The organism is Rugamonas sp. FW305-51, from assembly GCF_058786935.1.
On sequence record NZ_JBYSZG010000017.1, the window covers coordinates 46,423 to 58,823 of the forward strand.

Consider the following 12,401-nt stretch of genomic DNA (forward strand, 5'->3'; position numbering starts at 1 on the left):
CTAATTCGCAAATCGGGGTACGTCCCCATTTTTTTTGCTGTTACAAATTTGTGCTTGAACTCTGCCGGAATACGTTTACGATATATCTTATTCCGATATATCTTAAGGAGTTTCCCCATGTTCCGATTCCTGCACGGCGCCCATCGCTTCCATTCCCTCATGCACGGCCACCATGGCGGCGGGCGGGGCCACGGGCGCGGGCCGAAGATGTTCGACGCCGGCGCGATGCGCTATGTCGTATTGCAACTGATCGCCGAAAAGCCCCGCCATGGCTACGAAATCATCAAGGAGCTCGAGCAGCGCTCCGGCGGCGGCTACACGCCCAGCCCCGGCGCCATCTATCCGTTGCTGTCCATGCTGCTCGATATGGGCCATGTGTCGGCTGTGGCCGATGGCAACAAGAAGCTGCACACCATCACGCCCGAAGGCGAAGCCTTCCTGGCCGAGCACCGCCAGTTCGTTGATGCTATCCTTGCCCGCATGGGCGAGCCGTGCGATGCGCGCGGCGATATCCGCAACCTGATGCACGAACTGCGCAACCTGGTGCATCTGCGCGCCCGTGACGGCCATCCGGAGCCGGCGCGGCTGGAGCAGGTGCGCGCCATCCTGCGCCGCGCCATTGCCGACATCGAGGCGCTGGACTGATTTGCCCGTCCATTTTTGCGCCCATCACTTTCCAAGGACAATAACAAGTGCCAACCACCTTGACTCCCGCGCGTGAGCGCATCGTGCTGTGGCTGCTCGCCCTCACGCAATTTACCGTCATCATGGACTACATGGTGATGATGCCGCTGGCGCCCCAGTTGATGCGGGCCTTTGCCATCTCGCCGGCGGCCGTGTCGGGCGCCGTGTCAGCCTATGCCTGGTGCGCCGGGCTGTCAGGCTTGCTGGCGGCCACCTATATCGATCGCTTCGACCGCAAGCGCCTGCTGTTGACGGTGTTCCTGCTGTTCACGCTGTCCAATCTGGCGTGCGCGCTGGCGCCGGACTTTGCCACCCTGGTGTGGTCGCGCGCCTTCGCCGGCCTCACGGGCGGCGTGCTGGGCGCGATCGGCCAGGCCATCATCGGCGACCTGATCCCGCCCCAGCGGCGTGGCGCGGCCATGGGCATCGTGATGACCTCGTTCAGCCTGGCGGCCGTGGCCGGCGTCCCCACCGGCATCATGCTGGCGGCCCATTTCGGCTGGGCTTCGCCGTTCTACCTGCTGGTGGTGCTGTCGCTGCTAGTGTGGCTGGCCGGCTGGGCCGTGCTGCCGGCGCTGCGGGGCCATCTTGGCCACAAGGTGCCGCTGGCCGACGTGCTGCCCAACCTCGTCGGCCTGTTCCGCGTGCCGCGCCATTTGCGGGCCTTCCTGCTGTCCGTGCTGAACATGATGGCGGGCATGCTGATCATTCCCTTCATCTCGCCCATGCTGGTGGGTAACCTTGGCATACAGCCGGCGCAGATCACCTACGTCTACCTGGCCGGCGGCTGCGCCACGCTGTTCAGCGCGCGCCTGATCGGCGTGTGGTCGGACCGGGCCGGCAAGCAGCAGGTGTACCGCTATGTGGCGCTGTTCTCCGTGCTGTGCTTCCTGTTCATGACGCACATGCCGCAGCTGCCGCTGCTGGCCGTGATGGCGTTCTTCCCGTTCTTCATGATGTCCGTTTCGGGCCGCAACATCCCCTTGCAGGCGCTGATGACGACGATACCGGAACCGGCCAGCCGCGGCGCCTTCCTCAGCGTCAACGCGGCCTTGCAGCAGCTGGGCAGCGGCCTGGGCGCGTTGCTGGGCGGGTTGACCTTGCAGACGGATAGTGCCGGCCACATCGCCGGCTACGGCATCAACGGCTGGATCGCGGCCGGCATCACGCTGCTGACGGTGACGTGGATAGGGCAGGTGAGTAGCGCCGGTCAGGCGAGCGCGCGCCCGGCCGTTTGACGGGACGGCCAGCGCGGATGCGGTCGTCCGCAATGTCGTAAGGTCGACAGGGTGCGCCATCAGCCACACTTGGCGGCTGGGCCGGCGCAGGCAAGCCGTTGGCGCTGCCTGGCGGCCGGGCTGGCGTGCGTCAGCCGTCGATGCTGCTGCGCTTGGCGGGCTGCTTTTGCTTGCGCCACTGCTCCAGGCTCAGCAGCTCGTCGCTGGCCAGGTCTTCGACCAGGATTTCATCGTCGCTGGTCGACAGCAGAAAGCTTTCCCAGCGCATGGCCGCCTCCGGGCTGTTTTCCACAAAGCTGAATTGCCAATAGGTCTTGCCGCGCACGGTGCGCAGCGTGGGATCGTATTCGATCAACGCGCCATGCGTCTTGCCGCCCGATTGCTTTGCCAATAAAGCCGACCAGGCTTGCAGTTCCGGCAGCGCCATCAGCGCGGCGGCGGCCTGTTCCTTGCTGCGGGCGTGTTGCGTGGCGGCGGATGATGCCGGCACAGTACTGGCACTGCTTGCCGCCGGCACAGCCGATGCTGCCGATGCCGATGCCGATGCCGATGCCGATGCCGATGCCGAAGTCGAAGTCGAAGTCGAAGCCGAAGCCGAAGCCGATGCCGCCTGCTCCGGCGGCGTGCCCGCCTCGGCCGGCAACAGCCAGTAAGCGCCCACGCCTGCGGCCAGCGCACCCGCGAGGGCGGCGACAACAGCGGAACGGCGGGAGGGCAGGGCGCGTAAGACCATGGGCAGGGAGCGGCGTGGCGTGGTGGTGGAAAGCGGCCATACTAATCCAAAGCCTGCCCTTGGGCAATGCGCCGCGCTCAGGCCGGTGGCTGTTTCACCAGCAGGCAGGAAATGTGCTTGGCCAGCAAGCCCGGCCCCACGCCCAGCGTGGCGGCCGTCCACAGCAGAGGGCCCAGCAGGCGTCGCGGCGTACCCATGCTGCGCCGCGAACGGGCGAAGTAGTTGGCCGGATCGGCCGTATCGAGGTTGCGGTAGTGGGGGCCGAAACCATGGCGCGCCGTCCACGGCCACACCCCGCGCTGCAACGGCTTGCCCCACAGCCGGTCCCACGCGCGTGGCAGGTAGTTGACCAGCCAGCGCCCCGTGTGCGCTTCGCGTGGCCACAGACGATTGCTGGTGCCCGTCAGCAGGATGGCGCCGCCGGGCGCCAGCACCCGGTCCAGCTCGCGCTGCACGGCGCCCTGCTGGCCGGCGGCCACATATTCGAGCACGCTGTTGCAGGCGATCAGCTGGAACTGCCCGTCCGCGAACGGCAGCCGGCAGGAATCGGGCACGTGCACGAAATCGATGCCGTCCATGCCGTAGCGCTGCGCGTTCAGCTGCGCCAGCGCCACCCAGTCGGCCGCGATATCGATGGCGCACACCCGCGCCCCCAGGTAGGCGAACAGGATGGCCGAGGCCCCCACATTGCAGCCGAACTCCAGCATGGGCAAGCCTTCCAGCCGCAGCGGCAGATGATCGAGCACCAGCCGCAAATGGTCCCATTCGTAATCGACATAGCCGCCCACCCACAGGTCGTGCGGCCGCAGGCCCATCTTGCGCGCCTGCGCATCGAACGCCAGCTGCTTGTGCTGGCAGGCGACGGCAGGCCGTTCCGCATCGAAGTTTCCCATGGTTCCTCCGTGCGGCGCCCATATGCCGCAGTGGTCCACTATACGGGCGCGTCGGCGCGGCGCCTTTGTGGCGACGCAAAGGGGAAGTGCCGCCGTCAGCCAAAAGTAAAGGCAAAGGCACCCACGCCCGCATCGAGAAAGCGGATTTCAAACCTACATTCCCTCACCTTGGCGGACTGGCGCACCAGCTGGTACAGGCGCGCTGCGGTGACGATGCCGTTGCCTTGCGCATCGGTATCGGAACCGTGATCCGCACCCGGTGCATGGCCGTCAATCCTGACTTGAAAACGCACCGGCCCGCCATCCGCGCGCGGCGCCAGGACCAGATGCAGATCGCGCGCATTGAAACGATAGGCAATACCGCCGCCCGCCAGATTCAGGCGCGCATGTTCCGCGCCGACGGTCCAGTTGCCCGCCAGCGCCCATTCGTTCACATGCGCCACATCGCTGGCGTAGTCAGATGCCACGTCCCGCTTCAAGCCGCCGCGCGAGGCGAAGTTGGACGCCTGTTCGTAGCCGACATAGGTTTCGCCGGAGCGCAGGTGGGCGATATCGGGAGCCGCCTGTTCGGCGCCGGCCTGGAGCGTCGCCGGCGCGCCCGTGGCAGCTGGCTTGCCGGCTTCGGCCAGCAGCGACTGGATGATCGTCTCCGCCTTGTCGTAGTTGCCTTCGCCCACCAGGCGCGCCCGCACCCGGCCCTGCGCATCGGCGAAGTAGAACACCGGCCAGCCATTGTTGCGGAAGGCGTTCCAGATCCGGTGTTCGCTGTCGACCGCGATCGGATAATCGAGCTTGAAACGGGCGATCGCCTTGCTGATATTCGCCGTGTCCTTTTCGAAGTCGAATTCCGGCGTGTGCACGCCGACCACGACCAGCCCCTGGTCGCGGTACTTCTCGGCCCAGGCGCGCACGTGGGGCAGGGTGCGGATGCAGTTAATGCAGGAATAGGTCCAGAAATCGACCAGCACCACCTTGCCGCGCAGCTGTGCGACATCGAGCGGCGGCGAATTCAGCCACGCCGACGCGCCGCCGAGCGAGGGCAGGTTGCCCAGCACCGGCAGCGCGCCGTCATGCGCTGTCCATGGCTTGTCGCCGGCCACGGCGGCCGACAGGTTAGTGGACACGGCAACGCCAAGGCCGAGCGAAACAAGCGCGCCCCAGGCGTACCAGCGACGCCAGTGCCCGCGCAACAGGCTGGTGACAAAACGCAGCATAACAATTCCCTTCCATTGAAACGGGTAACAACGATGGCTTGCGATAGCGGGGCCGTGACGGGACTGGCCTTTCAGCCTTTCCCGCTTTGCCTGGCCGCCCGCAACCGCAGCAGGCGCAGGCAAAAGGAGGCGTGGCGTGACGGACGAATTACCTGTTGCCGGCCGCTTCCTCGATGACACTGGCCACGGCGTCGGGCCGGGAGACCATGAGCACATGCGATGCGCCTTGCAATTCGACCACATCCTTTGCGTGGGCGCGCTTGGCCATGAAGCGCAAGGCTTCGACGGGGATGTTCCTGTCCGCCGTGCCGTACACGAAATAGGATGGCAGCTGCTTCCACGCAGTACCGTCCGACACTTCGTTGAGCGTGGCGACCGACACCGGACGCTGGCCTGCCGCCATCAGCGCAGCCTGTCGCGGCGCCACATCGGCCGCGAATTGCTGGGCGAATTTGTCCTGGCGGATGTACAGATCCTTGCCGCCATCGGCTAACACGACGGGATCGGCCAGCGCCTCGCCCAGCGTCCCGCCGGGGAATTTGCCTGCCAGGCCAGCCACCGTTTCCCCCTGTTCGGGCGCGAAGGCGGCCACGTAGACCAATGCCTTCACATCGGGGTTGCCCTCGGCAGCCTTGGAGATGACCATGCCGCCGTAGGAGTGACCGACCAGAACCAGCGGACCCTTGATGGCGCCGATGACGCTGGCGGCATATTGCGCGTCGTTTGCTATGCCGCGCAGTGGATTGGCAACGCTGAGCACCGGATAGCCCTTGGCCATGAGCGACTTCGCCACCCCGTCCCAGCTGCTCGAGTCGGCGAAGGCGCCATGGATCAGCACTATGGTCGGCTTGGCGGCCGTGCCCTGGAGCGCGGTGATGGGCACTGCTGCCAGCGCCGGCGGCAGGGCGGTGACAAACGACAGAGTGGCGGCGATGGCGGCCAGCAGTTTCTTGGCGTGCATGTTGGTTTCCTTTTCGGTTGGGTTGGCTGCCTCAGGCGAGGCTGGTACTTATTGCGATGTTGGTGCTCACAGGTGATCGACAGCGATCACGGCGTTGGCAAAGGCGCGCGGCGCTTCCTGCGGCAGGTTGTGGCCGGTCCCGCCGCTGATGAGTTCATGCCGGTACTTGCCCGTGAAACGCTGGGCATACGCGGCCGGCTCGGGGTGGGGCGCGCCGTTGGCGTCGCCTTCCATGGTGATGGTCGGCACGGTGATGGATGGGAAGCCGGCCAGCCGCGCTTCCAGCGCCGCGTATTGGGCTTCGCCATCGGCCAGGCCGAGGCGCCAGCGATAGTTGTGGATGGTGATGGCGACATGGTCCGGATTGTCCAGGGCCGCCGCGCTGCGCTCGAACGTGGCATCGTCGAAGCGCCACTGGGGCGACGCGGTTTTCCAGATCAGCTTGGCGAAATCGTGGTGGTACTTCTCGTAACCGGCGCGGCCCCGTTCGGTGGCGAAATAGAACTGATACCACCATTGCAGCTCGGCGCCCGGCGGCAAGGCTTGCTGGCCCGCTTGCTGGCTGCCGATCAGATAGCCGCTGACGGACACCAGGCCCTTGACCCGTTGCGGCCACAGGGCAGCCACGATGTCGGCGGTACGGGCGCCCCAGTCGTAACCGGCGAGGATGGCGCGGTCTATCTTCAGCGCATCCATCAGCGCCACCACGTCGGCGGCCAGCGCCGCCGGCTCGCCGTTGCGCACGGCCTTGGCGTCGAGGAAGCGGGTCGTGCCGTAGCCGCGCAGGTGCGGCACGATCACGCGGTAGCCGGCCTTGGTCAGCATGGGCACCACATCGATGTAGCTGTGGATGTCGTACGGCCAGCCGTGCAGCAGGATGACGGCCGGGCCCTCGGCCGGGCCTGCGTCCACATAGCCCACGTTGAGCACGCCGGCGTCGATCTGGCGGATGGCCCGGAAGCCGGCCGGTTCCGCGCTCGCCGTCGCGGTTGCCATCGGCGCGGTGCTTGCCGATTGGGCCAGCGCAGCTCCCGGCAGTGCCCACTGCGCCCCGGCCAGGGCGAAGGTGGCGGCGGCAAGGACGCGGCGGCGATGGTTGCTGAGGTATTGGTGCATGAACTTTCTCCAGTGGTGGTGGGGTGGTTGTCCGGCGGTTGCAAGCAAGTATTTACTTATTGCGATAATCATTATGAAGCGAAGTGTAGATGAGTTTTTGGTTGCGTTCAAGTACGATAATCATTATCGTGATAAATAAATTTGTAGGGGATGCCGAATGAGCAATAAAACTGAGGCCAGCAAGGAAATCGCCAGGCTCGGCGACTTCATGTGCTTTGCCGTCTATTCGACCAACCTGGCCTATTCGCGCGTCTACAAGCCTGTGCTGGAGCAGCTGGGCCTGACCTATCCGCAATACGTCACCATCGTCTGCCTGTGGGAAGAGGACAGCCAGACCGTCAAGGGCCTGAGCGAAAAGCTGTTTCTGGAACCGAGTACGATGACGCCCATGTTGAAGCGCCTGGAAGCGATGGGCTACGTGCGCCGCGAGCGCGACAGCGAGGACGAGCGCAGCGTGCGCGTCTCGCTCACCACCACGGGACGGGAACTGCGGGAAAGGGCCTTCGCATTCCGCGAAGTGACGGCCAAGGCGTCCGGCCTGGCGCCGGAGGAATTCCGCGTGCTGCAAAAAGCCATCGTCAACTTGCGCACCAACCTGATGAGCGCGGCCGGCCGGAACGATGATGCCGCGTGAGCGGCGTGCCGCGCTACGCCCGTAGTTCGTCCAGGATCGCGGACGCGGCCCGCTCCGCCTCCGCCTCGGCGGCGTGCTGGTCCGCCAGTTTCAGGTCGGCCGAGACGCGCCGCTTGGGATAGATGTTGTTCAAATGCATGGGGTTATTGGACGGGGCATAGATCGACACGTACGCGCCCCACAACCCTGTACCCTCCAGCAATTCGCCCGTGAACTCGACTTCATAGCCATCAACGTTTTTGGTAGGCATCGTCCTGCTCCAAGTGGGGAAATGGTGTACCGGTCCGTCGGCGGCCGGCAGCGGCGCCAGGACGACTCTACCCCATCTGGCCGTTGTTGTCAGTTCAACCCTGAACCGGCTCGGCCTATTCCGGCCGCACAAAAGAAAAGGCCAGCTTCCGGAGAAGCTGGCCTCTTGTGCAGCGGGCTGCGGCGCCCCCGGCAAGCCGGGGGCTAGCAATTACATCATGCCGTCCATGCCGCCCATGCCGCCCATACCACCCATGCCGCCCATGCCGCCGGCTGGCTTGTCTTCGGCAACTTCAGCGACCATGCAGTCGGTGGTCAACATCAGGCCGGCGATCGACGCTGCGTTCTGCAGTGCCGAGCGGGTGACCTTGGCTGGATCCAGCACGCCCATTTCGACCATGTCGCCATAGGTGCCGTTGGCAGCGTTGTAGCCGTAGTTGCCCTTGCCAGCCAGAACGGCTGCCACGACCACCGAAGCTTCTTCGCCGGCGTTCTGCACGATCATGCGCAGTGGCTCTTCCATGGCGCGCAGCACGATCTTGATGCCCGCTTCCTGGTCCGGGTTGTCGCCTTTGACGTTCAGGGCAGCGCGGGCACGCAGCAGGGCTACGCCGCCGCCTGGCACAATGCCTTCTTCCACGGCAGCGCGGGTAGCGTGCAGGGCGTCTTCCACGCGGGCTTTCTTCTCTTTCATCTCGACTTCGGTGGCAGCGCCAACCTTGATCACGGCAACACCGCCGGCCAGCTTGGCCACGCGCTCTTGCAGCTTCTCACGGTCGTAGTCCGAGGTCGCTTCTTCGATCTGCACGCGGATCTGCTTGACGCGGCCTTCGATGCCGGCAGCTTCGCCAGCGCCGTCGATGACGATGGTGTTTTCCTTGCCCACTTCGATGCGCTTGGCCTGGCCCAGTTCGGCCAGCGAGATTTTTTCCAGCGTCAGGCCGACTTCTTCAGCCACGACCTGGCCGCCGGTCAGGATGGCGATGTCTTCCAGCATGGCCTTGCGACGGTCGCCGAAGCCTGGGGCCTTGACGGCGCAGGTCTTCAGGATGCCGCGGATGTTGTTGACCACCAGGGTCGCCAGTGCTTCGCCTTCGATGTCTTCAGCGATGATCAGCAGTGGACGGCCGGCTTTAGCGACTTGTTCCAGTACCGGCAGCAGGTCACGGATGTTGGAGATCTTCTTGTCGCACAGCAGCACGAACGGGTTTTCCAGGATGGCGACTTGCTTTTCCTGGTTGTTGATGAAGTATGGCGACAGGTAGCCGCGGTCGAACTGCATACCTTCCACGATGTCCAGCTCGTCGTTCAGCGACTTGCCGTCTTCCACGGTGATGACGCCTTCCTTGCCCACTTTTTCCATCGCTTCAGCGATGCGCTCGCCGATCGAGTAGTCGGAGTTGGCCGAGATCGCGCCAACCTGGGCGATTTCCTTGGTGGTGGTGCATGGACGGGCGATGACGGCGATCTGCTCGACGGTGGCGGCAACGGCCTTGTCGATGCCGCGCTTCAGGTCCATCGGGTTCATGCCGGCGGCCACGAACTTCATGCCTTCGCGCACGATGGCCTGGGCCAGCACGGTCGCGGTGGTGGTGCCGTCGCCGGCGTTGTCGCTGGTGCGGGAAGCAACTTCCTTGACCATTTGCGCGCCCATGTTCTGCAGCTTGTCTTTCAGTTCGATTTCCTTGGCAACGGATACGCCGTCCTTGGTCACGGTAGGGGCGCCGAACGAGCGCTCCAGCACCACGTTGCGGCCTTTCGGGCCCAGGGTGACTTTGACTGCATTGGCGAGGATGTTGACGCCTTCAACCATTTTGGCGCGCGCTGCGTCGCCGAAGATTACTTCTTTAGCTGCCATGTTGTTTCTCCTGAATTTCGTGGATTAAGTAGGGACGCGGACCAATTACTTGGTGACGATCGCCATGATGTCTTCTTCGCGCATGACCATCAGTTCCTGGCCGTCGATCTTGACGGTCTGGCCGGCGTATTTGCCGAACAGGACGCGGTCGCCTACTTTGACGTCCAGCGGACGCACTTTGCCGTCTTCGAGAATCTTGCCGTTGCCGACGGCGAGCACTTCGCCTTGATCCGGCTTTTCTGCAGCCGCATCAGGGATGATCAGGCCGGACGCCGTTTTGGTTTCCTGGTCCAGGCGTTTGACGATGACGCGATCGTTCAAGGGGCGAAGGTTCATACAAAACTCCTATCAATGGATTGTTGCTAAATGAGTCACAAAGGCTGTTTTTATCGTTGCAACAGCGGGAAATCGTTGTTAGCACTCCTCGCTAACGAGTGCCAATTATAGGGACGGTGTTGGGCTATTTCAAGACAAACTTGTCAAACTATCGACGCGGGCCGGCTCAGGCGGCCGGCAGGGGGAGGCGCAAGCACACCTGGCCCGGGCCAGGCCCGATCAAGGCCAAGGTGCCGCCGTGGGCCTTGGCGATGTCGCGCGCCAGCGACAATGCCGGCCCCACGCCCGGCACGCGGCGCTGCCGGGCCTGGTCGGCCAGGTAAAAACGGTCGAACCGGCGGTGCCAGTGCTCGGGAGAAATACCGGCCGACGCGCCGGCCAGCGCGATGCACCTGTGCCGGCCTTGGCGGCGGGCCGCCGGCCCCGGGGCCGGCATCAAGCGCCCCGGCTTTCCCGTCCATCGGCGAAGTGATCGAAGATCAGGCCGCGCAGCCATTTGTTGGCAGGGTCCTTGTTGTACTTGGCGTGCCAGAACACGTTGATATTAATCTCGGGCAGTGACAACGGATGCGCCACATAGCGTAAGCCGAACGGCTCCACGCACGCCATCGCGTAGCGTTCCGGCACAGTGGCGATCATCGTGCTGTTGGACAGGATGTGGCCGACCGCGACAAAGTGGGGCACGGTCAGGCCGATGTTGCGCTTGATGCCGTGCCGTTCGATGGCCTGGTCGGCGATGGCGTGGCCGGTGCCGGTGGAGACCACCGTGACGTGGTCCGCGTCGCGGAAGTCCTCCACCGTCAGCACCTTGTTGTCGAGCGGGTGCCCCTTGCGGAACATGCACACATAGCGCTGGTGGAACAGGCGCCGTTGGAAATAGCCGGACTTCAGCTGCGGCAGCAAGCCGATCGCCAGGTCCACGTGGCCCGCTTCCATTTCATCCTGCAGGTTGACCGCCGTATTGCGCACCGTGCTGACCGTCACCCCGGGCGCATGCTGGCGCAGCACCTGCATCAGGCGCGGCAGGAAGTAGACCTCGCCGATATCGGTCATGCCAAGCGTGAACCTGCGCTTGCTGCTGGCCGGGTCGAAGTGCGAGACCTCATTCAGCGCATCGTGGATGGTCGACAGCGCATAGCCGACAGGCTCGGCCAACTGCAGCGCGTACGGCGTGGGCTCCATGCCGCGCGCGGTGCGCACGAACACCTCGTCCCCCAATAACAGGCGCAGGCGCTTGAGCGCGTTGCTGACGCCCGGTTGCGTCATGCCCAGCGCCTCTGCCACCTTCGAGACCCGCCGTTCGGCGAGTAATTGCTTAAACACGAGCAGCAGATTGAGATCGACGTCTTTCAGTTCCATGGCTTGAGTAGTATTGCTGGCAGTGATTTGATGCATTCGCGAGATGCTATTTATTTATATTACTCCGCTTTCTATACTTTGCCCATCAATCAATACAACAGATGGGGACGGGAGTCATGGAACTAGTCGTGCAACCGCTGGGGCGCACCCTGCACGTGGAGGCCGGTACCAATTTGCTGACGGCGCTGCGCGAGCACCAGATACCCATCTCCTACAGCTGCGCCGCCGGCCGTTGCGGCACCTGCCGCTGCAAGGTGCTGCAGGGCGAAGTGCTGGAAGCGGGCCGCGAAGCCAAGATCACCCACCCGGACGACGAGGGCTACGTGCTGGCCTGCATGAGCAGCGTGAGTAGCAATTGCGTGCTCGAAGTGCCGGAGCCCGATGAAGTGGTGATTCACCCGGCGCGCATCATCAAGGCCACCGTGCTGGCCATCGAACCGATGACCCACGACATCCGCCGTCTGCGCCTGAAGCCAGCCAAGCCGCTGGCGTTTTCGCCCGGCCAGTACGCCACGCTGCAGTTCGGTCCCGGTCTGGCGCGCCCGTATTCGATGGCCAACGCCCCCGGCGGCGAGGAGCTTGAATTCCACCTGCGCCTGGTGCCGGCCGGCCGCGTGACCGGCCACGTCGAGACCACGCTGGCGGTGGGCGACCCGGTGCGCGTCAGCGGCCCGCTGGGCACCGCCTACCTGCGCCGCAAGCACCAGGGGCCGATGCTGTGCGTGGCCGGCGGCACCGGGCTGGCGCCGGTGCTGTCCATCGTGCGCGCCGCGCTGGCCGATGGCATGAGCCAGCCCATACACCTGTACTTCGGCGTGCGCACCGAGCGCGATATCTACGGCCTGCGATGGCTGGAACAGCTGCGCGAGCGTCACGCCAACCTGCATCTGCACATCATCGTCAGCACCGGCGCGCACGAGCCGCAATGGCGCAGCGGCCTGGTGACCGACGCCTTCAACCACGACTGGGCCAGCCTGGCCGGCTGGCGCGCCTATCTGTGCGGCGCGCCGCCCATGGTGGAGGCGGCGGCCATGCTGGCCAAGAAAAAAGGGGTGCTGCCCGAGCACGTTTATGCGGACGCTTTCTACGCCAGCGGCATCTGAACACCATCAACCGGAGACAAGAC

The 12,401-nt window shown here is 64.7% G+C and carries 15 protein-coding genes; 5 read left to right on the forward strand and 10 right to left on the reverse strand.

What is annotated here, in order from left to right; all coding sequences use genetic code 11:
- Window positions 1-117: 117 nt before the first annotated feature.
- A complete protein-coding gene (locus AC3WOS_RS13780; protein ID WP_492716568.1) occupies window positions 118-645 on the forward strand; it encodes a PadR family transcriptional regulator in 528 nt (175 codons plus the stop codon).
- A gap of 47 nt (window positions 646-692) precedes the next feature.
- Window positions 693-1,922 carry an MFS transporter gene (locus tag AC3WOS_RS13785; protein ID WP_492716569.1) on the forward strand — a complete coding sequence of 410 codons (1,230 nt, stop codon included), beginning with the start codon at window positions 693-695 and terminating at the stop codon, window positions 1,920-1,922.
- A 130-nt stretch (window positions 1,923-2,052) separates the two neighbouring features.
- Here the strand turns inward: AC3WOS_RS13785 and AC3WOS_RS13790 are convergent, their stop codons facing one another.
- The gene (locus tag AC3WOS_RS13790; protein WP_492716570.1) at window positions 2,053-2,412 is read right to left on the reverse strand and encodes a hypothetical protein; all 360 of its coding nucleotides are present in this window, start codon (window positions 2,410-2,412) and stop codon (window positions 2,053-2,055) included.
- Between AC3WOS_RS13790 and AC3WOS_RS13795 the strand changes: the two genes are divergently transcribed.
- A complete protein-coding gene (locus AC3WOS_RS13795) occupies window positions 2,390-2,575 on the forward strand; it encodes a hypothetical protein (RefSeq protein WP_492716571.1) in 186 nt (61 codons plus the stop codon). The two genes, AC3WOS_RS13790 and AC3WOS_RS13795, sit on opposite strands and share 23 nt — an antisense overlap.
- Before the next feature lie 157 nt (window positions 2,576-2,732).
- On the opposite strand, the gene AC3WOS_RS13800 is transcribed toward AC3WOS_RS13795, so the two are convergent.
- The 4 genes from AC3WOS_RS13800 to AC3WOS_RS13815 all read right to left on the reverse strand — a co-directional run bounded on the left by AC3WOS_RS13800 (window position 2,733) and on the right by AC3WOS_RS13815 (window position 6,839).
- Entirely contained in the window at window positions 2,733-3,548 is an 816-nt protein-coding gene (locus AC3WOS_RS13800; RefSeq protein WP_492716572.1) for a class I SAM-dependent methyltransferase, read from the reverse strand.
- A 95-nt stretch (window positions 3,549-3,643) separates the two neighbouring features.
- The gene (locus tag AC3WOS_RS13805; protein WP_492716573.1) at window positions 3,644-4,762 is read right to left on the reverse strand and encodes a thioredoxin family protein; all 1,119 of its coding nucleotides are present in this window, start codon (window positions 4,760-4,762) and stop codon (window positions 3,644-3,646) included.
- Window positions 4,763-4,910: 148 nt separating this feature from the next.
- Complete coding sequence (locus tag AC3WOS_RS13810) at window positions 4,911-5,723, reverse strand: alpha/beta fold hydrolase (protein ID WP_492716574.1); 813 nt, start codon at window positions 5,721-5,723, stop codon at window positions 4,911-4,913.
- 66 nt (window positions 5,724-5,789) lie between these two features.
- The gene (locus AC3WOS_RS13815) at window positions 5,790-6,839 is read right to left on the reverse strand and encodes an alpha/beta fold hydrolase (RefSeq protein WP_492716575.1); all 1,050 of its coding nucleotides are present in this window, start codon (window positions 6,837-6,839) and stop codon (window positions 5,790-5,792) included.
- A 157-nt stretch (window positions 6,840-6,996) separates the two neighbouring features.
- On the opposite strand from AC3WOS_RS13815, the gene AC3WOS_RS13820 reads away from it, so the two are divergent.
- The gene (locus tag AC3WOS_RS13820) at window positions 6,997-7,473 is read left to right on the forward strand and encodes a MarR family winged helix-turn-helix transcriptional regulator (RefSeq protein WP_492716576.1); all 477 of its coding nucleotides are present in this window, start codon (window positions 6,997-6,999) and stop codon (window positions 7,471-7,473) included.
- Between the two features lie 13 nt (window positions 7,474-7,486).
- On the opposite strand, the gene AC3WOS_RS13825 is transcribed toward AC3WOS_RS13820, so the two are convergent.
- From AC3WOS_RS13825 to AC3WOS_RS13845, 5 genes are all read right to left on the reverse strand, one after another.
- Window positions 7,487-7,723, reverse strand: a complete 237-nt coding sequence (locus tag AC3WOS_RS13825) for a hypothetical protein (RefSeq protein WP_492716577.1) — start codon at window positions 7,721-7,723, stop codon at window positions 7,487-7,489.
- 210 nt (window positions 7,724-7,933) lie between these two features.
- Window positions 7,934-9,580, reverse strand: coding sequence for a chaperonin GroEL (gene groL, locus AC3WOS_RS13830; RefSeq protein ID WP_492716578.1), 1,647 nt, complete (start codon window positions 9,578-9,580; stop codon window positions 7,934-7,936).
- A gap of 45 nt (window positions 9,581-9,625) precedes the next feature.
- Window positions 9,626-9,916: a co-chaperone GroES gene (groES, locus tag AC3WOS_RS13835; protein ID WP_026637491.1), complete on the reverse strand. Its 291-nt coding sequence runs from the start codon at window positions 9,914-9,916 to the stop codon at window positions 9,626-9,628.
- A gap of 166 nt (window positions 9,917-10,082) precedes the next feature.
- Window positions 10,083-10,352, reverse strand: a complete 270-nt coding sequence (locus AC3WOS_RS13840) for a hypothetical protein (RefSeq protein ID WP_492716579.1) — start codon at window positions 10,350-10,352, stop codon at window positions 10,083-10,085.
- Window positions 10,352-11,275: a LysR family transcriptional regulator gene (locus AC3WOS_RS13845; protein ID WP_492716653.1), complete on the reverse strand. Its 924-nt coding sequence runs from the start codon at window positions 11,273-11,275 to the stop codon at window positions 10,352-10,354. The genes AC3WOS_RS13840 and AC3WOS_RS13845 overlap by 1 nt, the downstream gene beginning before the upstream one ends.
- Before the next feature lie 116 nt (window positions 11,276-11,391).
- Here AC3WOS_RS13845 and AC3WOS_RS13850 point away from each other — a divergent pair, with 116 nt between their 5' ends.
- Window positions 11,392-12,378 (forward strand): 2Fe-2S iron-sulfur cluster-binding protein, encoded by a 987-nt coding sequence (locus AC3WOS_RS13850; RefSeq protein WP_492716580.1) that lies wholly within the window; start codon window positions 11,392-11,394, stop codon window positions 12,376-12,378.
- Window positions 12,379-12,401 lie beyond the last annotated feature (23 nt).

Excerpts from the sequence above, each read along its gene's own strand:
- AC3WOS_RS13810 (WP_492716574.1), bottom strand. The coding sequence starts at position 5,723 with ATGCACGCCAAGAAACTGCTGGCCGCCATCGCCGCCACTCTGTCGTTT.
- AC3WOS_RS13850 (WP_492716580.1), top strand. The coding sequence starts at position 11,392 with ATGGAACTAGTCGTGCAACCGCTGGGGCGCACCCTGCACGTGGAGGCC.
- AC3WOS_RS13800 (WP_492716572.1), bottom strand. The coding sequence starts at position 3,548 with ATGGGAAACTTCGATGCGGAACGGCCTGCCGTCGCCTGCCAGCACAAG.
- AC3WOS_RS13805 (WP_492716573.1), bottom strand. The coding sequence starts at position 4,762 with ATGCTGCGTTTTGTCACCAGCCTGTTGCGCGGGCACTGGCGTCGCTGG.
- groL (WP_492716578.1), bottom strand. The coding sequence starts at position 9,580 with ATGGCAGCTAAAGAAGTAATCTTCGGCGACGCAGCGCGCGCCAAAATG.
- AC3WOS_RS13780 (WP_492716568.1), top strand. The coding sequence starts at position 118 with ATGTTCCGATTCCTGCACGGCGCCCATCGCTTCCATTCCCTCATGCAC.
- AC3WOS_RS13840 (WP_492716579.1), bottom strand. The coding sequence starts at position 10,352 with ATGCCGGCCCCGGGGCCGGCGGCCCGCCGCCAAGGCCGGCACAGGTGC.
- AC3WOS_RS13825 (WP_492716577.1), bottom strand. The coding sequence starts at position 7,723 with ATGCCTACCAAAAACGTTGATGGCTATGAAGTCGAGTTCACGGGCGAA.
- groES (WP_026637491.1), bottom strand. The coding sequence starts at position 9,916 with ATGAACCTTCGCCCCTTGAACGATCGCGTCATCGTCAAACGCCTGGAC.
- AC3WOS_RS13815 (WP_492716575.1), bottom strand. The coding sequence starts at position 6,839 with ATGCACCAATACCTCAGCAACCATCGCCGCCGCGTCCTTGCCGCCGCC.
- AC3WOS_RS13820 (WP_492716576.1), top strand. The coding sequence starts at position 6,997 with ATGAGCAATAAAACTGAGGCCAGCAAGGAAATCGCCAGGCTCGGCGAC.
- AC3WOS_RS13845 (WP_492716653.1), bottom strand. The coding sequence starts at position 11,275 with ATGGAACTGAAAGACGTCGATCTCAATCTGCTGCTCGTGTTTAAGCAA.